Source organism: Kitasatospora sp. NPDC043949, from assembly GCF_056435365.1.
Genome location: NZ_JBWKEQ010000033.1, coordinates 65,385 through 92,062 on the forward strand (window position 1 = coordinate 65,385; position 26,678 = coordinate 92,062).

The window sequence follows — 26,678 nt, forward strand, 5'->3', positions numbered from 1 at the left end:
TCCCTCCGTCGGGGGCGCCTTCCTGTCTCCCTTTTCTTCTGGGTCGGTTTTTTTTTTCCCTTCCCCCCCCCCCCCCCCCCCCCCCCCCTTCCCTCTCCCCCCCCCCCCCCCCCCCCCCCCCCCCCCCCGGGCCTCCGCTACTGCCGGGCGGCGCCCAGTGCCACCGGGCGGGTGCGCAGCAGGGCCCGGGCGGGCAACCCGGTCGCGCCGAGGCAGAGCAGGACGGCTCCGGCGGCCAGCGGCAGGGCGAGCGCCGGCGGGATGTACGGGGAGGAGTTGGCGACGCCCCGGGCGATCGGGACGAGGGCGACCCAGGCGATCCCCCCGCCGATCACCAGGCCGGTCGCGGCGACCAGCAGCGCCTCCCAGCGCATCATGCCGCGCACCTGGCGCCGGGTGGTGCCGGCCAGCCGGAGCAGGGCGACCTCGCGGCGCCGGTCGAGGACGGTCATCACCAGGGTGTTGACGGCGGTGACGGCGGCGAACCCGCCGAGCACGCCGGCCATCACGGTGTTGGCCCAGGCGTTCAGCTCCATCATCTTGTCGGACTGGGCGACGAATCCGGCCCGGTCGGTCACGGTCGCCCCGCCGGGGCCCGCGAGGCCCGCCAGCGCGGCCGCCACCGCCGTGCGGTCGGCGCCCGGCGCGTCGGCGACCAGCACCTGGCTGTCGTACCCGGCGGTGACGTGCCCGGCGACGACCGCCCGGGGCAGCAGCACCTGGCCGAAGCCGAGCCCGCGGTCGTAGACGGCGACCACGGCGGGCTGCACCGGGGTGCCGTCGCCGAGCCGCAGCGGCACCCGGTCGCCGACCTTGACGTCCAGGGCGTCGGCCAGCGTGGCGTCCAGGGCTACGGTGTCGGCGGCGCGGCCCAGGTCGGCGAGCGAACCGCTGCGTACGCCCAGGTCGAGCACCCGGGACAGCCGGGCCGGGTCGCCGTCGACGCCGAGCGCGGTGGCGGAGCCGAGCTGCATGTCGTGGGTGTACACGGCGGCGGTGCGCAGCACGCCGACCGCGGCGTCCACACCAGGCACCTTGGCGGCCCGCCCGGCGGTGCCCGCGGGCAGGCCGGGGCCGGTGGAGCCGATCACGTGGTCGGCGACGATGCCGTCCCGCACGTTCGCGCCGGTGGCGTGGCTGATGGTGCTCTGGAGGAACAGCAGGGTGCCGCAGAAGGCGGTGACCAGCACGATCGGGGTGATCGCGGAGGCCAGCCGGCGGGCGTTGGCGCGGGTGTTGTCGGCGGCCAGCGAGCCGGGGGCGCCGCCGGCCCGCAGCGGGGCGCCGAACACCGTGGCGGCGACCCGCGCCACCCAGGGGCCGAGCAGCGCGACGGCCAGCATGAAGCACATGACCACGCCGAGCGCGGTGTTGGCGGCGTTGATGCCGTCCAGGGCGGCCGCGAAGGCGGCGGCCACCACGCCGCCGGCGGCGAAGAGCAGCCCGATGACGGTCCGGACCTTGCCGGGGTGGCCCGGTTCGACGGCGGCCGCGCCGAGCGCCTGACCGGGGCGCAGTTTGGCGGGGCGGCGGGCGGCCAGGAAGCCGGCGGTCAGCGCGGCGAGGGTGCAGATGAGGACGGCGGCGAGCATCGGCAGCGGGCCGACGTCCAGCCACACGCCCTGCGGCACGGCGCCGCGCGAGGTCAGTTCGCCGAACCACCAGCGGGCCAGGGCCAGTCCGGGCAGGATGCCGAGCGCCCCGGCGACCGGCGCGACCAGCATCGCCTCGGTGGCGATGGTGCGGCGGATCTGCCGCGGGGTGGCGCCGATGGCGCGCAGCAGGGCGAACTCGCGGGCGCGCTGGCCGGTGGCCAGGGCGACGGTGCTCATCACGACGAAGATCGCGGTCATGGTGGCGTAGCCGCCGAAGCTGCCGCCGAGCCCTATCAGCAGGGTGCGGGCCTCGCCGATGGCGGGCTGTTCGACGGTGCCGCGGCCGTCGCCGGTGAAGACCTTGGCGCCGCCGCCATCGGCCTTGGCCTCAAGGCCGAGGGCCGGGGTGCCGGCGGCCTTGGCGTCCGCGGCCTTGGCACCGAGGGCCTGGGCGTCGAGGGCCTGGCGGACCTGCGCGACCAGCGCGGCGCGGTCCACGCCCTCGCGCGGCTGGACGGCGATCGCGTCGATCCGGCCGGGGTGGCCGGAGAGGCGGTCGGCGGTGGCGTCGGCGAACCAGGCGGTGGGGCCGGCCGGTTGGGCGGCGGCCAGGCCGGAGATCCGGTAGTCGCCGGTGCCGCCGGGGGCGGTGAGGGTGAGCTTCGCGCCGGGCGCGAGGTGGGCGGCGCGCGCCGTGTCGGCGTCCAGCACCACCTCGTCGGCGCCGGGCGCACGGCCCTCGACCAGCTGGTCGGCGGGGCCGGCGATGCCGAGCGCGGCGAAGCCCCGGCCGGTCAGGGCGGGGGTGCCGGTGCCGGCCGGCAGCGGGAAGGCGCTGTCCGGGCGGGCGGCGGCGACCCCGGGCAGTGCGGCGATCCGGCCCACCAGGGCGGCGTCCGTCCGGGCCCGCTCGGGGGTGGTCTGCTCCCTGGTCTCGGTGTCGCGGCCGACCTTGGCGGTGATCCGCACCACCGGGTCGGCCGCGACCACCACCGGGGCGCCCGCGTACCGCTGCGGTGCGACGCTCGCGGTCACACCGGTCTGCAGCAGCACGCCGCAGGCCACCACCACGGCGGCGCCCAGCAGCAGGGCGACCAGGGTGCCCACGAAGGAGGCGGGTCGAAAGCGCACCGAGGCGCGCGCCAGTCCGTTGCTCATGCCCCTGCCCCGTTCCACTCGTCGATCGGTCCACGCCGCCCGTTCACGCCGCGACCCCCACCGGGCGGGCGGTGAGCGAGACCATCCGGTCGGCGACGGCCTGCGCCTGCGGGTGGTGCAGCTCGTCGACGAGCGCGCCGCCGGCCAGGAACAGCGCCCGGTCGGCGAACGAGGCCGCCACCGGGTCGTGGGTCACCATGACCACCGTCGCGCCCAGGTCGTCCACGGCGCGCCGCAGCAGGCCCAGCACCTCGTGCGCGGTGCGGGTGTCCAGCGCGCCGGTCGGCTCGTCGGCGAACACCACGTCCGGGTCGGTGATCAGCGCGCGGGCGATCGCCACCCGCTGCTGCTGGCCGCCGGAGAGCTGGCCGGGCCGCCGCTTGGCGTGCTCACCGAGGCCGACCTGGGCCAGCAGCTCCCGGGCCCGGGCGCGGTCCTGGCGCTCGCCGGCCAGCCGCTGCGGGAGCAGCACGTTCTGCTCCACCGTCAGCGAGGGCAGCAGGTTGAAGGACTGGAAGACGAAGCCGATCCGGCTGCGGCGCAGCTTGGTGAGCCGGTCCTCGCTCAGCCGGGTGATGTCCTCGCCGCCGAGGCGGATCTCCCCCTGGTCGGGCTTGTCCAGGCCCGCCGCGCACTGCAGGAAGGTCGACTTGCCGGAGCCGGACGGGCCCATCACGGCGGTGAAGCTGCCCCGGGCCAGCGCCAGGTCGATCCCGCGCAGCGCGTGCACGGTCTCGCCGCCGCGGCCGTAGGTGCGGCGCACCCCGCGCAGCTCGATCGCCGGACGGGCGCCCTGCTCGGGGTACGGGCCGCCGCCGTACGCCCCCGTCGCGTACGGGCCGGCGGCGTACGGTCCGGCGGCGTACGGCTCGGTCGATGGGCGGTCGTGGCGGCGTGCCATGGGTGGGCCTTCCCTCGGGGATCGTCGGTGGTCGTCGACGGGTTCCACGCTAGAAAAGGCCAGGCCGGCGGACCATGGAGGCCGCTGGCGGACCGGGGGTGGGGATATCCCCACCCCCCTCCGGGGGCCTGCGGGCCCGCGCCGGGCGGGCTCACACCGGGTCGGCGGTGATCTCCCCGTAGGCGGTGGCGAGTTCGGCGAGCACGGGGTGCGCCGGGTCGAAGGCCGTACCGTCGACCGCTGCCAGCGGCCGGACGCCGACGCCCGCGTTCGCCGCGAACGCCGCCGTGTAGCGGCCCAGCCCGGACGCGTCCACCCGCTCGCGCGACTGCGGCCCGCCGTACGCGCCGGCCAGCAGCGCGGCGGTCACCCCGGGCAGGCTCGGGCCGTCCGGCCAGACCAGTCGGCGGCCGTCGAGGAAGCCGACGTTCCAGGTGGCGCCCTCGACCACCCCGCCGCCGCCCGGATCCACCAGCAACACGTCGTCGTAGCCATCGAGTTGGGCCCGCCTGCGGTGGTGGACCAGGCCGAACAGGCCGACGTGCTTCACCTCCGGCAGCTCCCGCCGGTACCCGACCGTGCGCACCCGCAGCGGGCCCGGCGCCGCTGCCGCCGCCGGGCGGGTGGTCAGCAGCAGCCGGGGCACCGCCGGGGCGCCGGGGCGTTCCAGGCCGAGCGCCGGGTCGTACACCGTCACCCGGACGATCACCGGCGCGCCGTCGGCGGGCAGCACCGCGCGGATCCGCTCCCGCACCGCCTCCCGGTCCAACTCGGCGGCGAACAGCACCCGGCAGTCCCGGACCAGCCGGTCCAGGTGCAGCGCCAGGCCCCGGACCCGGCCCGCCTCGGCGCGCAGGGTGGTGAAGTGCCCGTAGTTCAGCAGCCCCAGTGCGGCCAGCCGCGCCGGGTCGGCCGGCGCGCCGTCGATCTCGATCTCAGCCATCCCCCGAGTCTGCCAGCCCCGGCGCCGCCGCCACCGGGGCCTCCGCTCTCAGCGCCGGTGCCGGGGGCGGGGTCGGGGTCGGGGTTTCAGACGCCGCCACCGCCGGGCGGTACGGACTGACCACCTGGCGGCCCGCCGCCAGGGCCAGCTGCTCGAAGTGCTCGATCTTGTAGGCCAGCCCCTCCGGCTCCCCGGCGTCCGACCACCGCCACGCCTCCGCCCACCACTGCGGGCCGCGCACCAGCGGCCGGCCCGCGAGCGCCAGGTGCAGCGCCAGCGTCGAACGCGCGTACTCGTGCACCCAGCCGTCGGCCGCCCGATAGTCGGGCGTCTCGTCCAGCCGCAGCCAGCGGCCCTCGCAGCCGGCAGCGAGCATCGGCACCCAGCCCCACCCCCGGTCCGCGACCAGCAGGTGCAGCCAGCCTCCCTCCTCGCACACCCGGTACGGCGGGAGCTGCGGCATCCGGGCCAGGGCCAGCGAACGCTTCCAGCCGACCACCCAGAGGCCGCGGCGCAGGTAGTAGCGGACGGCGTGCTGCCAGGCCCAGTGCGCCTCCAGCCGGAAGCCGGGCAGGCCCTCCGCGGCGGACGCCGCGTACACCTCGTCCAGCGCCCCGGCGGCCAGCCCCCGGCCACGCGCCTCCGGGATCAAGTAGAGGGAGGAGACGGCGAGTTGGCCGGGTCCCTTGGTCCAGTTGTCCACCGCCACCGTGCCGGCCGCGGCTCCGTCCTCGTCCAGCACCCAGTAGCGGCGCCGGTACAGCTCGCCGCCGGGCCACTCCCGGCCGCTCTCCCCCAGCCGCTCGCGCCACCGGCGCTCGGCCTCCGGCGTCAGCTCGTCCGGGGCCACCAGCTCCCCCAGCTCACCTTCCACCAGGGACGCCAAGTCCCAGAGGGCGAACCGCCGTTCGTCCCCCTCGGCGACCGCCCGCAGCCGCGGCCCCGCCGCCAGCCGGTCCTGCGCCCGCTCCACTGCCGCATCCCACGACCTCACCACGCCGACACGATAGCGGGAGCGCGGGCACTTTCCGTAATCCGACGAACACCGAACGTCAGATCGGATGCGAAGGTCGCCGGGCGACGGCCCCGACGGATGGTAGGGGAAACCCGACCAGAGGACTCGACCTGACCGTGATGACCAGGCTGACCTGCGACGATGCAATGAACGGGTGATGAATCGGCACGACTCCCCAGACCGGCGACACGCCGCCGCGTGGTGCGGCGGATGGCTCCTCGCGGCCGGATGGGCCGGGGCCTTCCCGCTGCTCTCCGACCTCGGCCCGCACCGCACCTGGGGCACCTGCGCCGCCGTCGGCTACCTGCTGGCGGCGCTCGCCGCCCTCCTGCCGACGCGCCGGGGCCGGCCGCTGTCCATCGCCCTCGCACTCACCGGGGCCGTCGCTGTGCCGCTGCTCGCCCTCGTGCTGACCAGCCGGGGGCAGAGCGAGGTCGGGGTGATCGAACGCTCCGGGGCCCTGCTGCTGCACACCGGAACGCCGTACCTCGCCGAGCCCCGGACGGTGGCCGAGTACACCCCGTACCTGCCCGGAATGGCGATCCTCGGACTCCCCCGGGCCCTGCTCGACGGACTGCCGCTCGGCGGCCTGTCACTCGACGGCCTGTCACTCGGCGGTCTGCCGCTCGCCCGGGTGGCGGGCGACGCACGGCTCTGGTGCGCGGCCGCGTTCCTCGCCTGCCTGCTGCGCTCCGCGCCCGCCGGGCGGCGGACCGCCCTCCCCACGCCGACCACCCCACCCCTCGGCCCGCGGACCGCCCTCGCCGCACTGACCGCCTCGCCCGTCGTCGCGCTGCCGCTCTGCGTCAGCGGCGTCGACCTGCCGATGACCGGCCTCTGCTGGCTCGCCCTCACCCTCGCCGCCCGACGGCGCCCCGCCCCCGCCGGACTGGCCCTCGCCGCCGCCTGCTCGCTCAAGTGGACGGCCTGGCCGGCCGTCGCCGTGGTCACCGCGCTGCTCGCCGCCACCGCCGGACGGCGCCCCGCCCTGCGCGCCGCCGCCGTCGCGGTGGGCGGCACGGCCCTGCTCGTCCTGCCCGGCGCCCTGCGCTCGCCCGGGCCGATGCTCCACCAGGTGTTCGCCTTCCCCACCGGCCGCGGCGACCTGCCCACCCCCGCCGCCAGCCCGCTGCCCGGACGGCTGCTCGCCGACCTCGGCCCGCCCGGCTGGTACGCGGCCGTCGGCCTGCTGCTGCTCGCCGCAGCCGCCCTCGCGGCCTCCCTGCCCACCCACCCGCCCCGGCACGCGGCGGACGCCGCCGACCGGCTCGCCCTCGGGCTCGCCCTGGCCTTCCTGCTCGCCCCCGCCGGGCGGTTCGGCTACCTCGCGCTGCCGGTCCTCCTCGTCCTGCTCGCCCGGGTCCTCCCGCCGGCCCTCCCCGTCTCCCCCGCTCCGAGCCCCTCCCCGACGCCTTCTCCGATCCCTTCCCCGGCCGCTTCTCCGACACCGAACCGAGGTCCCACCCGCCCATGGGCAGCACACTCATCGTCACCAACGACTTCCCGCCCCGCCAAGGCGGCATCGAAACCTTCGTCCACGCCCTGGCCACCCGGCTGCCCCACTCCGACGTCGTGGTCTACACCTCCGCCGAACCGGGCGCCGATCGGCACGACGCCGCTCTCCCCTTCCCGGTGATCCGCGACCGAGCCCGCACCCTGCTGCCCACCGCCCGGGCCACCCGCCGCGCCGCCGAGATCGCCCGCGCCCACGGCTGCGACCGGGTCTGGTTCGGCGCCGCCGCCCCGCTCGCCGCGATGACCCCAGGCCTGCTCCGCCAGGCCGACGGCATCCGCCGCACCGTCGCCACCACCCACGGCCACGAGATCTGGTGGGCCCGCACCCCCGGCGCCCGCCGCCTGCTGCGCCGGATAGGCCGCAGCGTCGACGTCGTCACCTACCTCGGCGAGTACACCCGCGCCCGGATCGCCCCCGCCCTCGGCCCGGACGCCCGGCTGGCGCGCCTCGTCCCCGGCGTGGACCCGGACCGCTTCCGGCCCGGTGCCGAGGGCGCCCGGCGGGCCCGCACCGGGCCGGTGATCCTCTGCGTCGCCCGGCTCGTCCCGCGCAAGGGGCAGGACGTCCTGATCCGGGCCCTGCCGGCGATCCGCCGGGCCGTCCCCGGCGCCGTCCTCGTCCTCGTCGGCCAGGGCCCGTACGAGGACCGTCTGCGCGCGCTCGCCCACCGGTGCACCGAGCCCGGCAGCGTCGAATTCGCCGGCGGTCTCGACCACGCGGCCACCGCCGCCCACTACGCCGAGGCCGACGTCTTCGCCATGCCGTGCCGCACCCGCCGGGCCGGCCTCGAAGCCGAAGGCCTCGGCATCGTCTACCTCGAAGCGGCCGCCGCCGCCCTGCCCGTCGTCGCCGGCCGCTCCGGCGGCGCCCCCGACACCGTCCTCGACGGCGTCACCGGCACCGTCGTCGACGGGCGCGACCCGGCCGACGTGGCCGCCGCCCTCACCCGCCTCCTCCTCGCCCCGCCGGCGGACCGCGCCCGGATGGGCGCCGCCGGCCGCGACTGGGCCGCCACCCACTGGTCCTGGACCGCCTCCGCCCACCGCCTCGCCCACCTGCTCGACCCCACCCGGTCCGTCACCGGCGCTCCCGCCGAGCTCCCCTGACACTTTCGGACCCGCCAACGCCGTTTTTTTCAATGGGAGTTCGAGCAGAAGTGACACCCACTCACCAACATGCGGGCGATCATCGAGTCAGGGGGGGCGAAGGCTTCAGAATCCGCCCGCAGGATGCGCCTTCAGCGCGCGAAGTCCCGTACGCGCAGCGGGCGCACCCTTTTTCATCATATGAATATTTGCCTTCCGTTTTTCAATCCGACCGAATGGTGGAAACCCCAGGAGTAGAGCCGGAATCACGAGGAGGTGGGCACCATGGTGGAGGTCGAACGATTGCTGGCCGACTGCCTCCGGGACGCTCGCGACATTCCGTGGGGAACGGTACCGGTCGATTCCGCGGGCCCCGAGTACGAGACCGCGCGCCGCGCGTTCCTGACGGCCGGGCTGTCCGCGCTGCGCGACGACCGGCCCGAGGACGGCTGGGTGCAGATCAACCTCGCGCCGGGCCCGGCCACTTGGCACCGGACGTACCGCGCCGTCGCAGACACGGCCCGCGACCTGATCTCCGCCGGCGCGGCGCGCTCCTTCTTCTTCATGCACAAACCGCCCGGCCTGCGGGTCCGGTTCGAGGCGGGCCGGTCCGATGTCGGGGCACTGCGCGAGGAACTGACGCGCCGCTTCCGCGCGGTGGACGGACAGCCGCAACCGCCGCTGTGCGGGCGGTACGAGCCGGAGACCTACCTCTTCGGCGGCCCGCGATCGATGCGGCACGTCCACGACCTGTTCACGGTGGATTCCCTGGCCTGGCTCGATCACCACGACACCGTCGCGGCACCGGGCCGACCGGAGGCGGTCGCGGACTGGCGGTTGTCCCTGTACCTCCTCGGTGAACTCCTCGACGGCCTCGGCATCGTCGGCTGGGAGCACCGCGGGGTCTGGCAGGTGCTCCAGGACGACGCCGGCCGCAGGCTGGGCACCGAGCCCGACGAGGACACCCGGCGCGCCGCCGCGGGCATCCTCGCGGCCTGGCGAGCCGGCGGACGGAGCCTGCTCGATCCGCTGCCGCCGCAACGGCGGGCGGCGGTCGAGGTGCACGGGGACGCCGTGCGCCGGGCCGCCGAGGGCTGGCGCACCGGCTACTTCGAGTCCGGTGAAGCGGTGATCGGCCCGCGCCGCGCCGCCGCCCACTACGTCGTCTTCCACTGGAACCGGGGGCGGTTCTCCCTGGCCCGGCAGAGCCTGCTGACCCACGCGCTCACCGGTGACGGGAGGTCCTGACGTGGACGAGGACCGGGAACTGGGCGCTGCGGCGCTGCTCCGCGTGGCCGGCATGCCCTTGGCAGCGTGGGCGGCGGCGGGCAACCCGGAGCTGTTCGCACAGGTCGCCGACCACGCCCGACGGGACGAACGGCGGGCGGAGCACGCCCGCCGACTGGCCGAGCAGCTGGGCATCGTGGTCGTGCCGCACCCCGCCCTCACCGCCGCCGACCGCCGCGCCGTGCTGGCCGTGCGCCGTCGGCTGCACTCCGGCGCCGCACCGGGCCCGGCCGACTGCGGGCTGCTGGGGCGGCTGCCCGCCGCCGGCGGCCTCGTCGCGGACGCCGCACGGCTGTCCGGCGAGGCCGAGTCGGCGGCCGTCGCCCTGCGGCGGCTGGAGGCCGCGGTGGCGGCCGAGCGCGAGCGCGTGGGCGCCCTGGGCTGGTCCCTGGTGTGCGCGTCGCCCGTCATGCGGGCCTTCCTGGACGAGGTGGAGCCCGGAGCGGCCGCAGACGTGGCCGGCCGGCTGGCCGCGGGCGAGTCCTGGAGCGGGAAGCGGCTGCGCAAACGGGCGGCATACGTGTGGCGGGCGCTCGGTCGGGCCGCGGCGAAGACCACCCCGCGCGGCTGGGTCGGCCAGGTCATCCTGCTGCCGGTCACCCCGACGGGCGCGAACGGCGGCGGGAACGGCGGCGGGAACGATGACGGGAACGGCGGCGGGGCCGACGGCACCCTGCTGCGGCTCGTCCCGCCGGGCACGACCCTCGGCGAGGTGGCGGCCCAGGCCGTGGAGAACGTCCACGGGGTGCGGGCCCGGCTCGGCGCCCTGGACCTGCGGGCGGCGGACCCGGCCACGGTGCTGGCCCTGGCTCCGCTGCACTTCCCCCAGCCGGCGGGCACCGCACCGGGCGCCGGCGTCCTGCGCTGCTGGGTGACCGACCCGCACGACCGGGGCCGGTTGCGGCAGGTCGACCTGCGGCGCTCCCTCCCCCTGGATCACGTGCTGGCTCAACTGGCCGGCGGCCCTCGCCCGTTGGGCGACCTCGAAGCGGCTCTGCTGGGCACGGCGACGACCGTCGCAGCGGCGGCCGGGGCGGCGGCTTCCGCCCCCACGGTGCTGCGCGGCTTCCTCGCGCACCTGCTCGGACTCGGCGTGCTCCAGGCCTGCGCGGCCCCGCGCCGCCGCACCACGGGCTGGCTCGCCGCCGAGGACGTCCACGCGCGCGGCACCCTTCCGCAACCGGCGCCTCCTCCGACACCTGCACCGAGCGCCAATTCCGCCGCACCCGCGCCCATACCCGCCCCCGCCCCCGCGTCGGCGCTCCGCACCACCGGCTCCGCCGCCCCCGCCGACGACTCCCGGCCGTGGTTCACCGACTCCTACCGCACCATAGCCTCGGCCGTCTCCGGAGCGGCCGCCCGCCAGGTGCAGCAGGGCCTCGGCACCGCCGCCCGCGTGGCGTGGCTGCGGGAGGCCGACCGGCTCGCGGGGCCGGACCCGCACCGGCTGCCGGCCGAGCTCGCGGAGCTCACCGAACGGCCGTGCCCGCTCGGCGAGATCCTCGCGCGCCACCTGCCCGACGGCAGCTGCCCGCCGCCGCCTCAGCCCCCGCGCCGGTACGCGGGCTGGCACCCCGCCGAGACCTCCGGGTCCGGCTACGCCGGGCTGCTGGCCCACCTGTCCGCCCGGGCCGGCAGCGGACCGGTGGACCTGGACGACGACCTGCTGGACATCCTCGGGGCGCCCCCGGCCGCGACCGCGCTGCCACCCTGGCCCCTGGACTGCCTGCTGCGTCCGCTGCCGGGCCCCGGACCGGTCGCGGTACTGGAGACCGCCTCACCGGCGGGCGTGCTGGACGCCCGGTTCGCCGACGCGCTCCACACCCTGCACGGCGGCTACGACAACCTGCGGAGCTACCGGGCCTTCCTCGCCTCCGTCGAGCGGCTGTCCGGGGCCCGCTTCGTCGAACTGCTGGTGCCGCCGCTGGCCGGACGCGCCGCCAACGCCGTACGGCGGCCGGTCATCACCGGCTGGTGGACGGGCGATCCCGATCCCCTGCCGTACCAGGGAGCGGACGGCCTGACGGCCCGCTACCTGCCGCTGGAGCGCATCACCCTGCGACGGGTCGGCCCGCGGATCATCGCCGAGGCCGACGGGTGCCGGCTGCTGCCCGTCCACCACGCCACCCGTACGCCCCTGCCCCCGTACGACGTCCTGGTCCGGCTGCTGCTGGCCGCCGGCCACCCGGCGGGCTCGCGCCTGATCCGCCTGGACGGCCTGGCCGAGGCGTTCCCCGACACGGACCGACTGCCCCGGGTGACCGTCGGCGGCGGCGCCCTGGTCATCAGCCCCGCGGTCTGGCGCGTGCCGCCGGCCCAGCTGTGGCGGCCCGGCGACGGCGACCTGACCAAGGTGCGCGCCCTCGCCGCCCTCGGGCGCTCCGCCGGACTGCCGCGCTTCGCGTTCGTCCGGGCCGTACCCCAGCCGAAACCGGTGCCCGTGGACTTCGCGGCGCTGACCGCCGTCGCCCTGCTGGAGCGGATCTGCGCGCGCCACCCCGGTGCGGACCTGCTGGTCGAGGAGATGCTTCCCGACCCGGGCGGCCTGCTGCTCCACGACCCCGTGCACGGCGGTGCCGCCGTCGCCGCCCAACTGCTGCTCAGACTTCCGTTCGACCAGGGCGCCGAGGAACTCGCGGAGCCCGCCGCCGCCGCACTGCGCGGCGAACCCGACGTCCCCGGTGCGCCCGCCCCTCGCGGGCGGGCCACCGGGGCGGTCTCCACCCATCACCGCTCCTGAAGGAGGACAACCATGCCCGACATCACGGCGCTCACCGACCTCGACGCCCTCATCGGCGACCTGGACGCGCGCATCACCGAGACCACCCTGCCGACCCCCGAGGCCAGCAGCGGCGGCTGCAGCGGCGTCTGCACCGTCCTGATCTGCGACACGGTGCTGCTCTGTAGCGGCGTGTTCTGCTGATCTCCCGTCAGGCCGTCCGAGGGCACGCCCTCGGACGGCCACCCGGACAGCGGCCCCTGACGGCCGCCACCACCGGCACTCCGCCCGGCCCCTCCAGGCCGGGCGGAGTGCCGACCCGTCGTTCCCGAGGAGCCACCGTGCCGCAGCACACCGCGAACGCCGAGGACACCGGCACCGCCGTCACCGGACTCGCCGTCCGGCTCCTCGACGCCTGGTCCGCCCGGCCCCGCGAGAGCCCGGCGGTCGCCGAGCACCCCTCCGATCCGGGCATCCCCGTCCTGGCCGCCCTGCTGCACACCACCGGGGGGCCGGAGGCCGAACGGTCCGCGGCCCGTGCCGTGGCGGTGTGGGCCCGCACCGCCGGCCAGGGGCCGGGCCACTGCGGGCTGTACGACGGCGGACTGGCCGGAACGCTGGCGGGCCTGCGGCTGGGAGCCCGGGTGCTCCCGGGGCTGCATCCGGTCGCCGACCGGCTCCGCGACCACCTGGTCCGCACCGCGCCGGCCCTCACCTGGCGCTGCGAACAGGTCGCCTTCCCGGACTACGACCTCATCGTCGGCCCCTCCGGCACCCTGCTCGCCCTGAGCACGGGCACCCGCCCGACACCGGCCCAACTCGGCCCGTACGCCGACCACCTGGCCCGGCTGTGCGACGCCGACGAGCTGCCCCGGCTGCGGACGGGGCAGTACGCCGGCCACCCGCACCTGGGCTGGCTCGACGGACGGATCAACACCGGCACGGGCCACGGCGCCGCAGGAGTCGTCGTCGCACTCACCGCAGCCGTACGCCACCTCGGACCGCACCCCGACCTGACGCCCGCCCTGCGCCGCGCGACCGGGTGGCTGATGCGGCAGTCCTTCGACGACGCCCGCTCCATCCGCACCTGGGACGGCGCCGGGCTCGACGGCCCGCCGCCCGCCGGAGCGCGCGCCCGCCAGGCCTGGTGCTACGGCACCCCCGGAGTGTCCTGGGCGCTGTGGGACGCGGCCGACGCGACGGGCGACCGGGAGGCGGCCACCTGGGCCGCAGCGGCCTTCAGCACGCTCGCCGAACGGTACGACGACCGGTTCCACCTCTTCGGCGACCGCGCGAGCGACCTGCTGGCCCTGTGCCACGGCGCCTCGGGCGTGCTGGCGGTGGCCGACGCCTTCGCCCACCACGCCGGCCTGCCCGCCGCGACCGCGCTGAAGGCCCGTCTGCTCGCCCACCTCAGGGCCCGCCTGCCCGAGGTGGAGGCCCTGGGCGCGGAGGGGATGGGCCTGCTCGGGGGCGCGGCCGGCCCGCTGTGCGCCCTGCTCACCGCAGGCCACGACGCCTCACGGGCCTGGCTGCCCTGTCTCGGTCTGCGCTGAGCCACCGACGCCTGTTGTCGGACCCGAGCCTGTTGTCGGACCCGCCCTACGCCTCCCGGAGGTGGGCCAGGACGGCGAGGACGCGGCGGTTGCCTTCGGTGGGGTCGAGGTCGAGCTTCATGAAGATGTTGCCGCAGTGTTTGACCACCGAGGCCTCGGTGATGGTGAGCCGGGTGGCGATGGCCTGGTTGTTGAGGCCCTCGGCCATGAGGGCGAGGACTTCGCGTTCGCGGGGGGTCAGGCGGGTGAGGGGGCGGTCGGCGGACTGCTGGCGCAGCAGGACGCGGACCACGTCGGGGTCGATGACGGTCTCGCCGGCGGCGACCCGGCGCAGGGCGTCGAGGAAGTCGGCGACGTCGCCGACGCGGTCCTTCAGGAGGTAGCCGAGGCCGGCGGGTTGGGCGCCGGCGGCGGCGAGCAGGCGCGTGGCGTACGGGGTGGCGACGTACTGGGAGAGCACCAGGACGGGCAGGCCCGGGTGGCGTTCGCGCAGGTCGAGGGCGGCGCGCAGGCCCTCGTCGGAGAAGTCGGGCGGCATCCGGACGTCGGTGATGACGGCGTCGGGCCGTTCGGTGTCGACGGCGGCGGCGAGGGCGCGGGCGTCGCCGACGGCGGCGGTCACCCGGTGGCCGCCGAGGGTGAGGAGTTCGACGAGTCCGGCGCGCAGCAGGACGGCGTCCTCGGCGATCACGATCCGGAGCACGGGACCTCCAGCCGCAGCGTGGTCGGGCCGCCCGTCGGGCTGGTCACCATGAGCCGTCCTTTCAGGAGTGCCACCCGGTCGGCGAGTCCGCGCAGTCCGGCCCCGGCGGCCGGGTCCGCCCCGCCGTGGCCGTCGTCGGTCACCTGGAGCACCAGCCGGCCGTCGGCGATGCGCCCGCTGACGGTGATCGCGGCGGCGCCGCTGTGCTTGGCGGCGTTGGTGAGCGCTTCGGTGACGGTGAAGTAGGCGGTGGTCTCGACGGGGGCGGGCAGCCGGCCGGGGAGGTCGAAGTCGGACCGGACCGGGATGGGGTGGCGCAGCGCGACCTCGGCGACGGCGGCGGCGAGGCCGTGGTCGGTGAGCACCTGGGGGTGGATGCCGCGGACCAGGCCGCGCAGTTGTTCCAGGGCCTGCCGGGCTTCGCCGCGGGCCCGGGCGACCAGGGCGGTGGCCCGGTCGCCGGACTGGGCGCTGCCGTCGCGCAGCGCGTGGTCGGCGAGGCCGAGGGTCATGCTGAGCGCGACGAGCTGCTGTTGGGCGCCGTCGTGCAGGTCGCGTTCGATGCGGCGGCGTTCGGCTTCGAAGGCGTCGGCGAGCCGGGCCCGGGAGCGGGTGAGTTCGAGGACCTGTCGGCCGGTGTCCTCCTCGCGGGGCCCGAGCAGGAGGCGGGCGAGGGCCACCTGGGCGGCGGTCAGCAGGGCCCCGGCGTAGGCGCAGAGGAGGAGCCCGGCGAGCCCGGCGGCGCTGAACGGCAGGGCGGCGAGCGGCCCGGACACCGCCCTGCCGGGAATGATCATGACGGTTTCGGGAGCCAGCGCCCAGACGATCACCGGGGAGGCGACCAGGGCGCCGGAGAACAGCAGCGCGGCGCTGAAGCCGAGCGCGGCGGCGGCGAGGGCCGTGGCGGTGAGCGCGGTGTGGGCCAGTTCGCGCCAGGTGGCGCGCTCGCGCAGGCGGGTCCGCAGCCGGGCGCGGCGGCCGGCGCCGGGCAGCGGGCGGTGCGGGTCGGGCAGCGGTACCGGCTCGACCAGCCGCAGCCGTCGGCGTTCGAGGGCGGCGGCGGGGAGGCCCGCGAGGGCCAGGGCGAGGAGGACCGGCAGTCCGACCCCGACCACGGACAGGCCCAGACCGAGCACCAGCAGCACCGTCAGGGCGGCCAGCAGCAGCGGGCCGAGCAGCGCGCCGCCGAGCAGGTAGGCCCAGCAGCGCGGCACCCACGGGGTGACGGGGAAGTGCAGCGGGTGGGCTCGCAGCGCGGCCCAGACGGCCGTCGGCTGCTGCTCCTCCTCGTTCACCCGGTCACTCTAACGAACCCTCTGACCAGGCCTCGGGGCGTCAGGCGTGGAGACGGCGGAGCTGGCCGGGCGGAGTGCGGGCCGGGGGCGGGTCAGGGCGACGGCGGCGATCACCAGGACGCCGCCGGCCAGGGCGTTCCAGCCGACGGGCTCGGCGAGGAAGGCCGCGCCGAGGGCCGTGGACCACAGCGGCATGACGTAGGTGACGGCGGAGGCCACCGCGGTGCCGGCCGTGCGGACCAGCCCGAGGTTGAGCAGGTACGCGAGGCCGGTGCCGACCGCACCCAGCACCAGCAGGGCTCCGGCCGCGCCCGCCCCCGGCCAGTGCGGGGCGCCCGCGGCGAACGGCGCGACGGCGGCCAGCTCGGCGGTGGCGCAGGCGATCTGGACGGCTGAGAGGGTGACCACCGACTCCGGCCGGCCGGAGAGGAAGCGGCGCAGGTAGGTGAAGCCCGCGCCGTAGCAGCAGGCCGCGGCCAGGCAGGCGAGGCCGCCGGCGGCCTCGCCGGAGCCAATGCCGCGCCAGACCCCGAGCACGGTGAGCACGCCGACGAAGCCGAGGGCGAGTCCGGAGAGCCGACGGGCGCCGGGGCGGCGCTCCTCGGCGACGATGAGGACGGCGAACAGCAGGGTGAACAGCGGGGTGGTCGCGTTCATCACCCCGGCGAGGACGGAGCTGACCCGGGTCTCGCCGAACGAGAACAGCGTGAACGGCACGGTGTTGAGGAGCACCGCGACCACGGCGGAGTGCCCCCAGAGCGCGCGGTCGCGGGGGACGCGCTCGCGGCGCAGCACGAGGATCGCCCACAGCGTGACCGCCCCGAGGGCGCAGCGCCACAGCGACACCCACAGCGGCGGCACCCCCGCCTCCACCGCCACCTTGATCAGCGCGAAGCTCGCGCCCCAGATCGCCGACAGCGCCACGAAGCCCGGCAACCAGCGCCGCACCCGGATCACCTCCACCTTCGTCCCGTTGGTTCCGTGTCGGGTTCCGTCCCGGTCCCGCCCAGGGTCCAGTCTCGGGTCCCGCCTCGGGTCCCGCCTCGGGTCCCGCCTCGGGTCCCGTCTGGACAGAGGGTGGCCCGGTGGCAGAGCATGAGTCCAACAAGTGGCAGTGCCGGATGGATGAGGAAGTCTCATGGCCTCGGAGGTCAACCTGGCCCAGCTGAGGGCACTGGTCGCGGTCGCCGACACCGGTGGGTTCGGCGCGGCCGCCGACGAACTGGGCATCAGCCAGTCCGCCGTCTCGCACGCCGTCGCCGCGCTGGAGCGGACCCTCGGCGCGCCCGTCCTGCTGCGCGGCACCCCGGCCCGGCCCACTCCCCTGGGCGAGCAGGTCCTCCCCCACGCCCGCACCGCCGTCGCCTCCGCAGCCGCCGTGCGCGCCATCGCCACCCGGCACTCCGGCGGCCCCGTCGGGACCGTACGGCTCGCCGCGCCGACCACCGTCTGCCAGGCGCTGCTGCCCGGGCTGCTCCGGGACTGGAAGGCCGCCTACCCGCAGGTCACCGTCCGGGTCTTCGAGGGCGAGGACGACGAGCTCGCCACCTGGCTGGAGGCGGGCACCGTCGACGCCGCCGTCCTGGTCGACCCCGGGCCGCTCCCGCCAGGGGCGGTCGCGCTCGGGGCCGACTCCATGCACGCGCTGCTGCGCCGCGACCACCCCCTCGCCGGGCAGGAGACCATCCATGTCGCCGACCTGGAGGACGACGACTTCCTGCTCTCCGAGGGCGGCTGCGAACGCCACATCCGCGAGGCCTTCCGCCGGGCCGGCACCCGCTTCACCCCCCGGCACCGCATCCGCGACCTCAACACGCTCATCGGCATGGTGCACGCGGGCGTCGGGGTCTCGGTGATGCCCGCGCTGGCGCTGACCATGCTCCCGGCCGACTGCGTGCTCGTCCCGATCCGGCCGGCCGTCCACCGCACGCTCACGCTCACCGGGCCGACCAGCCGGCCGTGGTCGCCGGCGGTCGGCGGGCTGCTGGCGGCGGTGGGCGCCGCGCAGGGGGCGGGGGTCGCACAGGGGGCGGGGGCCGGGGTCCGCGTGGCGGCGCGCGCCTGACGGGGAGCCCGTCCGGCGCCCGGCCCACCGCCGGCGCCGGACCCCGGCTTGACCATTTCGGGGTTGACCGCCCTTCCTCGACAGGTCTATACCAGTGACAGCCTTCGGCAACTACCCCCTGCCGGAGGCCCGTTCGGTCTGCGCGCCACCCCCACCTCCGGCGTGAGCAGCCCCTCCCCCACTGCCGTCCCGCCTGGAAAGGCCCTCGATGGAACGCGCACTTCCCCCACGCCCCGCCCCCCGGAACCCGCGCCGCCGCCCGCGCCGGGTCGCCGCCGCCGTGGCCGGGGTGCTCGGCCTGGTCGCCGGCGGCGTCGCCGCGCTCGCGAACACCGGCTCCGCCGCCGCCGACACCACGACCGGCCTCGGCAGCAACTGGTACGCCTCGGCGCCCTATCTGATGCCCGAGGACAACAGCCCGCCGGACGCCGCGGCGGTGATGGACGCCACCGGACAGAAGGCCTTCCAGCTGGCGTTCATCCTGGCCCAGGGCACCAGTTGTTCGCCGGCCTGGGGCGGCACCTCCTCGATCGACACCGACACCACCATGCCCGGCGTCATCCAGACCATCCGCGGCAAGGGCGGGGACGTCTCGGTGTCGGTCGGCGGGTACGGCGGCACCAAGCTCGGCCAGGTCTGCGGCACGCCGGAGGCGACCGCCGCCGGGTACCAGAAGGTGATCACCAAGTACCAGTTGAAGGCGATCGACTTCGACCTGGAGGAGCCGGAGTACGAGAACACCGCGGCGATCCACAACGAGATCGGCGCCGCCCGGATCCTCCAGCAGAACAACCCCGGCCTCTACATCTCGATCACCACCGCCGGGACCAACGCGGGGACGGGCTGGTTCGGCACACAGATGCTGAACGAGGCCAAGTCGCAGGGCTTCACGCCGAACAACTACTCGATCATGCCGTTCGACGGCGGGTTCAACGGCGCCGCCGCGCAGACCGACGCGCTGGTGAAGTTCAACCAGATCCTCCAGACCACCTTCGGCTGGTCCGAGGCGACGGCCTACGCCCACGAGGGCGTGTCGATGATGAACGGCCGCACCGACGCCGCCGAGTACTTCCGGCAGGCGGACTTCCAGGCCGTGCTGGACTTCGCCACCGCGCACAACCTGGCCCGGTACACCTACTGGTCGGTCAACCGGGACCGTCAGTGCACGGGCCCGGTGGACCCGGGGCTGTCCGGCTCCTGCTCCAGCGTGGCGCAGAACGACTGGGACTTCACCAAGTACACCGTGAAGTTCGCCGGGGCGACGCCCCCCACCACGCCGCCGACCACCCCGCCGACCACCCCGCCCACCACGCCGCCGACGACTCCCCCGACCACCCCCGGGGCCTGCACCGACCCGGCGTGGAGCGCGAGCACCACGTACACCAGCGGCAGCAAGGTCTCGTACGGCGGCCACAAGTACCACGCCAAGTGGTGGACGCTGAACGAGGTGCCGAGCGCCAGCGGCCAGTGGGGCGTCTGGGGCGACGACGGTCCCTGCTGACACGGGCCGACGGGCTGACGGGCGACGCCCGGGCCCGGGGATCTGCGCACCCCGGGCCCCGGGCAGGCCAGTTCGCGGCCGCGGTCAGTTCGCGGCCGCGAACCGCTCCCGCAGGTCGGCCAGCACCTGCGCCGCCTCCGGGAGGCCGGCGGCCTCGCAGCGGGCGATGCCCGCGGTCAGCCGGGCGACGGCCGCCCCGGTACGGCCGAGGTCGGCGCCCTCGATCAGCGCGGCCAGCCGGACGGCCTCGGCCCGGGACGTCCCGGCCCGCTCGTCGCCGCCCTCGTAGACCGCGATCGCCCGCTCGACCTCGGCCAGCGCCTCCTCGTGGCGCTCGGCCATGGCTAGGCAGCGCGCCCGCTCGTAGTGCGAACCGCCGCGCAGGTACCAGGGGTTGTACTCCTGACCGGCCTGCCCGGCGTGCTCCCCGGCGGCGTCCGCCTCGGCCAGCCGGGCCAGCGCCGACGCCAGCCCCTCCGGGCCCTCGGCGTGCATCGTCAGCCGGGCGAACTCGCGTAGTGTCGCGGCCAGTTGGTCCACCTGGGGGGCCTGGGCGTGGGCCGCGAGGGCGCGGTCGAGGGCGGCCTTCGCGGCCTCCCAGCGGTCCGCCCGGGCCAGCGCCAGCGCGGCCTCGCAGGCGACCATGGTGTGGGTGTCCTGCTCCTCCCAGCCGGCGACGGCGTCGGCCAGCCGCAGGTACTCCTCGGCGGCGTCCCGGTGCTCGTCCAGTTCGGTGAGGCCCCGGGCGAGGTCCAGCCGGGCCTGCGCGAGCATCCGCACGTCCAGCTCCGGCGCGGCGGCGTCCAGCAGCACCGACTCCAGCACCGCGACGGCGTCGGCCGTGCGGTCGGCGGCGCGCAGCACGTCGGCCAGCTGGAGGCGGGCCCGGGCGGCGTCCTCGGCCGCCTCCCGGCCCTTGCGGTCGAAGCGCGCGGCCGCCTCGGTGAGCGCCCGGACCGCGCCGCCGCGGTCGCCGGCCCCCATGGCCGCGTGGCCGAGCATCAGGTAGGTGGGCGCGTACGGGTAGGAGTCGTCGCCCCAGCGGGCGGCCTCGGCGAGCGCCCGGTGGAACACCTCGACGGCCTCGGCGGACTCGCCGCCCTGCAGCAGCACCTGGCCCAGCAGGCCGAGCACCCGCGGGGTGTGCCAGGGCAGTTCGGCCGCGTCCAACTCGCCGAGCACCTCGCGCAGTTCGGTGGTGGCCTCGGCCAGCCGGCCCTGCCGGGCGGCCGCGTCGGCCAGGTACTGGCGGGAGGTGGCGGCGCGGCGGGCGGAGCCCAGCTCCACGGCGGTGCGGTGGTAGCCGCCGGCCGCCGCCTCGAAGCGCTCGACGGCCTCGGCGGGCGGCTCGGGCAGCGCCTCGACCAGGTCGTGGTGGGCGGCGTAGGCGCGGACCTGCCACACGATCAGGTGGTCGTCGTCGGCCATCGCGCCGGCGGACCGCAGCTCCTCGGCCCGGCGCAGCACCTCGTCGAGCGCCGGCCAGTCGGCCACCGTGCCCTCGACTTCGCCGAGTTCCACGATCAGCGCGCGGGCCCGGACCATCAGGGCCTGGCCGGGCAGCCCGGCCTGCTCGAACAGGTCGGCGGCGGCCAGCAGCCCGGCCCGGCCGTCGGCGTGCTCGTCCCGCTCCAGCGCCTGGTGGGCCCGCTGCTCGGCGAGTTCGGCGCGCAGCCGCCCGGGGCTGCCGACCGCGGTGCCCTCGGGGTGGGCGAAGCCGTCGGCGGCGGCGCGTTCGGCGATCCGCCGCCAGAGCCGGTCGGCGTCCGGGTGCCCGACGAGCTCCAGCTCGCGGGCCCGGACCACCAGGGCGGTGAAGTCCTCCGGCTCCGGCTCGACGGCCCGACGCGGTGCGGGCGCGAGCGCCGGGGCGGCGGCCAGCTCGGGCGCGGCGGCGGCGCGCACGCCGAGGGCCAGCGGCTCGGCCAGCAGCGGCTCGCGGGCCAGCCGGGCGCGCCGGTCGGCGCCGACCGCGTCGGTGCCGTTGCGGGCGTCGAAGCGGGCGGCGAGCGCGTCGGCCTCGGCGCGCACGTGGGCGAGCAGGGTGTCCGCCGTCCAGGAGGTGCCGGGCGGGCCGCTGACGGCGAGCCCGCCGTGGCCGCCCCGGGCCAGGACGGCGAGCAGCACCTCGACGCCGGTGAGGAAGGACAGCAGCCCGGACGGCTCGCCGGCCACCGCGAACAGGTCGCGGTTCTCGGCGAGCAGTTCCAGGCCGCGCGGCTCGTTGCCGGACAGCGCGCAGAACTCGACATGGCGGCCGACGGCGTGCGCCATCGAGGCCTTGCCGCGCGCGGCGCGGTAGCCGGTCAGGTGGCTGGAGCGGGCCTCGTCCAGACGGCCCCGGCGCAGCAGCGGGAGCAGGGCCGCGGCCTGGCTGAGGGCGGGCTCCTGCTCGCAGCTGCTCCGGCCGTCGAGGACCGGCTGCAGGACCTCCAGCGCCCGGGCGTCGTCGCCCGCGTCCGCGAAGTGCTCGGCGCGCGCCCGGGTCTCGCAGGCGTGGCAGTCGCTCAGCTCGGAGCGCGGGCGGGCCGTCCACAGCTCGTAGGCGTCCTGGCGGCCGGTGCCGGTCTGCGCGGCCAGGTGGTAGCGCTGGGCGTAGTACGGCTGGAGGTCGAAGCCGGCCGCCCGGTAGCGGTCGCGCAGTTCGGTGTGCCAGCGCCGCAGGGCCGGCAGCGGCACGTCCGGGTTGCCCAGGAGCGCGCCGGCCACCCACTTGAAGCGCCAGAACACCTGCTGGCGGGCCCACTCGCCGAAGCCGTCCGGGTCGGCGTCCCACAGCTTGAGGAGGCGGGCGAAGACGACCGGGCTCTTGCTGCGCTCGCCGTCGTACTCGTACGCCTCCATCAGCTCCAGCAGGGCCATCGAGCGCGCCCCGGTGTCGTCGAACTGCTCGGCGGCGTCGACGAGTTCCTCGGCCGCGACGGTCCGCTGGCGGCCGTACGGGCGGGCGTCGTTCTCGCGCAGCGCGGCCATCACCGCGTCGGGGGTGTCCAGCATCAGGCCTCCTTCGGGTCGGTGCGGTCCGGGCCGGCCGACTCGTGGCCGAGCATGGCGTGGTCGAGCAGGCTGATGAACGAGCGGTTGAGCAGGGCGCTCTCACTGGCCTTGAGCGGGCGGCGGGTCATCAGCACGGCCTGCCCGTACAGCGCCTCGACGGCGGTGACGGCCAGCTCGCGGTTGGTGACCGTCGCGGCGCGGCGCACCAGCGGGTTGAGGTGGTTGAGCACCAGTTGGGCGCGGGGCGCCTCGGCGCGCAGCGAGCCCAGGATGTCCGCCCACAGGCCGTCGACCTCCTCGGCGAGCTGGGCGCGGCTGCGCTCGTGCCGGGCCTCCCGGTTGTCCAGCAGCAGCGCGGGCGCGTTGGTCGGGTGGAAGCTGCGCAGGGCGACGTCGCAGTCGAAGCGGCCGACCACCTCGCGGGCGACGGCGAGGAAGGCGTTCGCGGCGAGCTCGGCGGCCGGGTCGACGGTGTCCAGGTGCGCGGTGACGGTGCCCGGGTCGAGGTCGGAGACCGAGACGCCGGGACGGATCTCGGGCAGCCGGTGCACCAGGTCGCGGTCGTAGGTGTAGCCGCCGTTGACCACGCCGAGGCCGGCGGCGCCGGCGATCGGGGCGACCTGGCGGAACTCCTCGACCGTGCGGGTCACCAGCACCACCGGGTGGCTGCGGGTGAACTCGTCCAGGGTGACGTTGCCGTCGGTGGTCTCGAACGGCAGCCACGGCAGCATCATCCGCAGCAACTCGTCGTCGTAACGGGCGAGTTCCTTGACGGCCAGGTGGTGCACGGACAGGAAGCGGTGCAGCAGCGCCGGATCGCTCGCGGACAGGCCGGTCAGCCAGTCGCGGATCCGGACGCCCAGCGCGTCGCGGACGGCGGCCAGCGTCTCGTCCGCGTACAGGCCCTCGCGGGAGGCGGTCGGGCGCAGGCCGTCGGTGTCCACCACGCAGCGGACGAAGAACGCCCAGTCCGGCAGCAGTTCGGCGGCCTGGTCGGACAGCAGCATGCCCTTGAGGTGCACCCGGTGGCCCGAACGGCGGGACGGCGGGGCCGCGTCCGGCAGCACGTAGGCGACGCCGCGCAGGCCGACCAGCGGCAGGTCCAGGTCGATGGTGTCGAGCGGGGTGAAGTCGAAGGCTGCGCGGCAGTACTCGGTCAGCGCGTCGCGCCGGGCCAGCGGCGAGCCGTGCCGCTCGGCCCACGGCGGGGTGCGGTTCACCCGGTGCTCGGTGCCGTTCGCGTCCACCACCGTGACGTCGTGGCGCAGCAGGCTGCCGAAGTCCCGGGCCAGCGCGAGGACACGGCCCGACCGCGTCCACTCGGCGGCGTCGGCGCGGGGGACCAGCGTCACGGTGGTGCCCGGCTCCGGCTTGGCCGCGGCGGGCAGGGTGCGGATCGTGTAGCGGCCGTCGGAGCCGCCGCGCCACTCGATCACCGGCGCGTCCGGGGTGGCGGCGGAGCGGGTCACCACGGTGATCTCGTCGGCGACCACGAAGCAGGCCAGCAGGCCGATGCCGAACTGGCCGATGAAGTCGCCGCGGGCCTGGGCCAGCCCGGCGCCGTCCAGCCGGCCGTCGGCGTCGCGCTTCGAACTGCGGCCGATGGTGGCGAGGAAGGTGTGGACGTCCGCCTCGGTCAGGCCGACGCCGGTGTCGGTGACGCTCAGCTCGTCGTCGGCGCGCACGACGATCCGGGCCGGCGCCTGCGGATCGAGGGCGCGGCGGGCGGAGATCGCGTCCACCGCGTTCTGCAGCAGCTCGCGCAGGTACACCCGCGGGCTGGAGTAGAGGTGGTGGGAGAGCAGGTCCACCAGGCCGCACAGGTCCACCTGGAAGGTGTGCGCGCTCGCCGCGTTGTCGGGCGTCGGGTTCTCGGATGGGGACACCGGGGGCTCTTTCGATCGCGGGGCGGGTGACGGAGGTTCTGGGCGGGCCGGGGCGTCAGTACGCGCAGCGGTCCCGGTGGGAGGCGAACGCCTTGAGCGGATCACCGGACAGGAAGTGCCAGGGCGACTCGGTGACGGCGCCGTCCAAGGCCTCGAACAGCAGGCGCGCGGTCTTGCGCTGGCCGGCCAGCGAGAAGGCCATCGCGAAGGCGTTGAAGGAACCCTGCCAGCCGCGGACCGGCGTGAAGTCCGGGTGCAGCACGGAGCGGAAGGCCGCCTCCTGCAAGTCGGCCACCACCTCCGCACTGGCCAGGTAGGCGCGGTCCTCACCGTCCGGGAGGTCCAGCCAGCGCTCCAGGTGCGCCAGCACGACCAGCTCGCCGAGCTGGCTGCCCTCCGGCGCCGCGAGCATCGAGGACCGGGCGAAGGCGTGCATCTCCTCGTGCGAGCCGCCCCACTTGGCGCACAGCTGCTGGAGGCGCTGGCGGTGCGAGGCCGGATGCCCGGGAGCACGGCGCACGGCGGCCTCGAAGCGGCAGGTCGCGACCTCCGCCGGGAGCGAGGCGCCGCGGGCGCTGATCTGCAGGAAGTACCAGGGGGCGAGCCAGGACGGCTCGCGCTCGGCGACCTCCAGCAGCTGCTCCTCGGCGACGTCCAGCCGCTCGTGGAACACCTTCCACTGCTTCTCGGACACGTGCTTCGCCCGGGCGCCCGTCCGGGCCTCCCAGGCCCAGGTGACGTGCCGGGCACCGGACAGCAGCAGCGCCGACGTGTCCTCGGGCCGGTCGGCGAGGGCCCGAGCCGTCCACTCCTCGACCCGGGGCACCTCGGCGATCGCACCGACCCGCCCGGTCAGATCGGCGCCGTCCCCGACGGCGGCCAGCGCGGGGCCCAGGGCCGCCCAGTCACCGGCGGCGGCCTGGCCGAGCATCAGGCGCAGCGACTCGTCCCCGAGCGCCGGATCCAGCCGCGGCGCCGCAACGGCCGCCACGGGCGCGGACCCGACGGCCCGTCGCACCCTCCCGCGCCAGCCCGCCCCGCTCTGCGCGGCCTCCTCGCCGGAGCGGCGTCGGAACAGCGGCATGTGTGGCCCCCTCGAACATCATCGGCATCTTTCGCATGGCCGCACGACGGCCACCCCAGATGAGTAGATATCACGGCCGACCGACATCCGTTTCCCCAGCCCAGGGGCGGTCCCGGTCCGGCCCGCGCGGGGACCGCCCCACGGCCCGCCGACCGGGGCGAACGGCCGGGGCCGACGGCCGGGGTGAGGGCACGTCGAACGGGGTGAGGGCACGTCGAGGGCGGCGGCGCCGTCCGGTCCGACGCCGTCCGGTCCGGCGCCGAGCGCAAACGGCCCCGGCGCCTCCTCGGCCCGGGGCTTCGCTTCGCGTACGCGGCGGCCGTCAGGCCAGTCCGAGCCCGGCGTCCGGGGTCCTGCCCGCCTGGGCCTGCTCGATCCGCTTGACCAGCATCGCCCCGAACCGCCGGGCGGCAGCCACGTCGGCCGGCCCGCCCTCGGTGGTCACGCTGGCGACGACGGTGCCCGAGCGCAGCACGATGCCGATGCCCTCACCCTCGCCCAGCTGGCCCTGGAAGACCTGGCTCTCGCTGCCCAGCACCGGGGAGTCGACCTTGCGGAACGGCCCGGCTCCGTAGGAGGCGTAGGACTCCTTGAGCTTGCCCTTGGCGGCGTCGCGGGTCGGCAGCGTCTCGACGATGAAGCGGGCGACCAGATCCCCCGAGGAGAACCGGACGGAGCCGCTGAGCGGCTTGCCGGTGCACGGCACCGACGCGGTGCAGGTGGTGGTGTGGTCGATGGTGTCGACCTTGCGCTTCTCCTCCTCCCAGCCCGCCATCGCCTTCGCGTCCGGCAGCACCTGCCCGACGAGCTTGTCGTCCAGCAGCACCGCCTCCAGGTCCGCCCCGGGCGTCGCCGCACCGGCCGGCGGAGCGGAGGCCCCGGCGCCGCCGCCTCCGGTCGCCGGCGCCGAGGCCGCACCCGAGGCCGCACCCGCCCCCGTCGCGGCAGCAGACGCGGACGCCGACGCCGGGACCGAAGCCCCTGCACCGCTCTCACCGCCCGCCGGACCCGTCGCGCTCGCCACCGCGCTCGCCGCCCCCGCCGCGCCCTTGGCCGCGTCCGAGCCCGCCGGGGAACTCCCCGTAGAACCCGACGAGCACCCGGCCAGCACCCCCATCAACGCCCCGGCCGCCACTGCGGCAGCCACCCTCCGACCAGCCATCCCCATCCCCATCGCCCGCTCCCTCCGGATGTCCGTGACCCATCAAGATAGCCGCCGCCCCCGGCCCACCCGCGTCCGGGTGCACCCGAGCCGATCAAGGACGGAGCGGGGGCGTGAACGGCGGGGGGGGGGGGGGGGGGGGGGGGGGGGGGGGGGGGGGGGGGGGGGGGAGGGGGGAGGGGAGGGGGGGGGGGGGGGGGGGGGAGGAGA

At 76.5% G+C, this 26,678-nt stretch carries 19 protein-coding genes; 8 read left to right on the top strand and 11 right to left on the bottom strand.

The features are described 5' to 3' along the window. Positions 1-137: 137 nt before the first annotated feature. From AC07AL_RS25230 to AC07AL_RS25245, 4 genes are all read right to left on the bottom strand, one after another. A complete protein-coding gene (locus AC07AL_RS25230; protein WP_478318256.1) occupies positions 138-2,753 on the bottom strand; it encodes an FtsX-like permease family protein in 2,616 nt (871 codons plus the stop codon). Between the two features lie 43 nt (positions 2,754-2,796). Then, positions 2,797-3,654 carry an ABC transporter ATP-binding protein gene (locus AC07AL_RS25235; RefSeq protein WP_363588284.1) on the bottom strand — a complete coding sequence of 286 codons (858 nt, stop codon included), beginning with the start codon at positions 3,652-3,654 and terminating at the stop codon, positions 2,797-2,799. A 151-nt stretch (positions 3,655-3,805) separates the two neighbouring features. Further along, a complete protein-coding gene (locus AC07AL_RS25240) occupies positions 3,806-4,597 on the bottom strand; it encodes an aminotransferase class IV (protein ID WP_478318257.1) in 792 nt (263 codons plus the stop codon). Next, positions 4,590-5,594 (bottom strand): GNAT family N-acetyltransferase, encoded by a 1,005-nt coding sequence (locus AC07AL_RS25245; RefSeq protein ID WP_400810020.1) that lies wholly within the window; start codon positions 5,592-5,594, stop codon positions 4,590-4,592. Before AC07AL_RS25245 ends, AC07AL_RS25240 begins: the two co-directional genes overlap by 8 nt. Positions 5,595-5,769: 175 nt before the next feature. Here AC07AL_RS25245 and AC07AL_RS25250 point away from each other — a divergent pair, with 175 nt between their 5' ends. From AC07AL_RS25250 to AC07AL_RS25275, 6 genes are all read left to right on the top strand, one after another. Continuing rightward, the gene (locus AC07AL_RS25250) at positions 5,770-7,248 is read left to right on the top strand and encodes a hypothetical protein (protein WP_478318259.1); all 1,479 of its coding nucleotides are present in this window, start codon (positions 5,770-5,772) and stop codon (positions 7,246-7,248) included. After that, positions 7,155-8,234, top strand: a complete 1,080-nt coding sequence (locus AC07AL_RS25255) for a glycosyltransferase family 4 protein (RefSeq protein ID WP_400810110.1) — start codon at positions 7,155-7,157, stop codon at positions 8,232-8,234. The genes AC07AL_RS25250 and AC07AL_RS25255 overlap by 94 nt, the downstream gene beginning before the upstream one ends. 264 nt (positions 8,235-8,498) lie before the next feature. Continuing rightward, positions 8,499-9,461 carry a thiopeptide-type bacteriocin biosynthesis protein gene (locus AC07AL_RS25260; RefSeq protein ID WP_363632563.1) on the top strand — a complete coding sequence of 321 codons (963 nt, stop codon included), beginning with the start codon at positions 8,499-8,501 and terminating at the stop codon, positions 9,459-9,461. Between the two features lies 1 nt (position 9,462). Next, positions 9,463-12,240: a lantibiotic dehydratase gene (locus tag AC07AL_RS25265; protein WP_400810024.1), complete on the top strand. Its 2,778-nt coding sequence runs from the start codon at positions 9,463-9,465 to the stop codon at positions 12,238-12,240. Between the two features lie 12 nt (positions 12,241-12,252). Beyond that, positions 12,253-12,423 carry a hypothetical protein gene (locus tag AC07AL_RS25270; protein ID WP_363588297.1) on the top strand — a complete coding sequence of 57 codons (171 nt, stop codon included), beginning with the start codon at positions 12,253-12,255 and terminating at the stop codon, positions 12,421-12,423. A 137-nt stretch (positions 12,424-12,560) separates the two neighbouring features. After that, positions 12,561-13,775, top strand: a complete 1,215-nt coding sequence (locus tag AC07AL_RS25275; RefSeq protein ID WP_363588299.1) for a lanthionine synthetase LanC family protein — start codon at positions 12,561-12,563, stop codon at positions 13,773-13,775. A 46-nt stretch (positions 13,776-13,821) separates the two neighbouring features. Here AC07AL_RS25275 and AC07AL_RS25280 read toward each other — a convergent pair whose 3' ends face one another. The 3 genes from AC07AL_RS25280 to AC07AL_RS25290 are packed head-to-tail and all read right to left on the bottom strand — an operon-like array spanning position 13,822 to position 16,721. Continuing rightward, positions 13,822-14,478: a response regulator transcription factor gene (locus tag AC07AL_RS25280; protein ID WP_363588301.1), complete on the bottom strand. Its 657-nt coding sequence runs from the start codon at positions 14,476-14,478 to the stop codon at positions 13,822-13,824. Next, positions 14,463-15,773: a sensor histidine kinase gene (locus AC07AL_RS25285; RefSeq protein WP_363588303.1), complete on the bottom strand. Its 1,311-nt coding sequence runs from the start codon at positions 15,771-15,773 to the stop codon at positions 14,463-14,465. Before AC07AL_RS25285 ends, AC07AL_RS25280 begins: the two co-directional genes overlap by 16 nt. Before the next feature lie 9 nt (positions 15,774-15,782). Further along, entirely contained in the window at positions 15,783-16,721 is a 939-nt protein-coding gene (locus AC07AL_RS25290; protein WP_478318262.1) for a DMT family transporter, read from the bottom strand. Between the two features lie 190 nt (positions 16,722-16,911). On the opposite strand from AC07AL_RS25290, the gene AC07AL_RS25295 reads away from it, so the two are divergent. Next, positions 16,912-17,838 (top strand): LysR family transcriptional regulator, encoded by a 927-nt coding sequence (locus tag AC07AL_RS25295; protein ID WP_363588307.1) that lies wholly within the window; start codon positions 16,912-16,914, stop codon positions 17,836-17,838. Between the two features lie 208 nt (positions 17,839-18,046). Continuing rightward, complete coding sequence (locus AC07AL_RS25300) at positions 18,047-19,339, top strand: carbohydrate-binding protein (protein ID WP_363588309.1); 1,293 nt, start codon at positions 18,047-18,049, stop codon at positions 19,337-19,339. A gap of 84 nt (positions 19,340-19,423) precedes the next feature. Here the strand turns inward: AC07AL_RS25300 and AC07AL_RS25305 are convergent, their stop codons facing one another. The 4 genes from AC07AL_RS25305 to AC07AL_RS25320 form a co-directional block, all read right to left on the bottom strand. After that, positions 19,424-22,336, bottom strand: coding sequence for a hypothetical protein (locus AC07AL_RS25305; RefSeq protein WP_400984088.1), 2,913 nt, complete (start codon positions 22,334-22,336; stop codon positions 19,424-19,426). After that, positions 22,336-24,222, bottom strand: a complete 1,887-nt coding sequence (locus AC07AL_RS25310; RefSeq protein WP_478318265.1) for an HSP90 family protein — start codon at positions 24,220-24,222, stop codon at positions 22,336-22,338. The genes AC07AL_RS25305 and AC07AL_RS25310 overlap by 1 nt, the downstream gene beginning before the upstream one ends. A gap of 55 nt (positions 24,223-24,277) precedes the next feature. Continuing rightward, positions 24,278-25,306 (bottom strand): hypothetical protein, encoded by a 1,029-nt coding sequence (locus AC07AL_RS25315; RefSeq protein ID WP_363588315.1) that lies wholly within the window; start codon positions 25,304-25,306, stop codon positions 24,278-24,280. 322 nt (positions 25,307-25,628) lie between these two features. Next, a complete protein-coding gene (locus AC07AL_RS25320) occupies positions 25,629-26,453 on the bottom strand; it encodes a hypothetical protein (protein ID WP_478318267.1) in 825 nt (274 codons plus the stop codon). Positions 26,454-26,678: the final 225 nt, after the last annotated feature.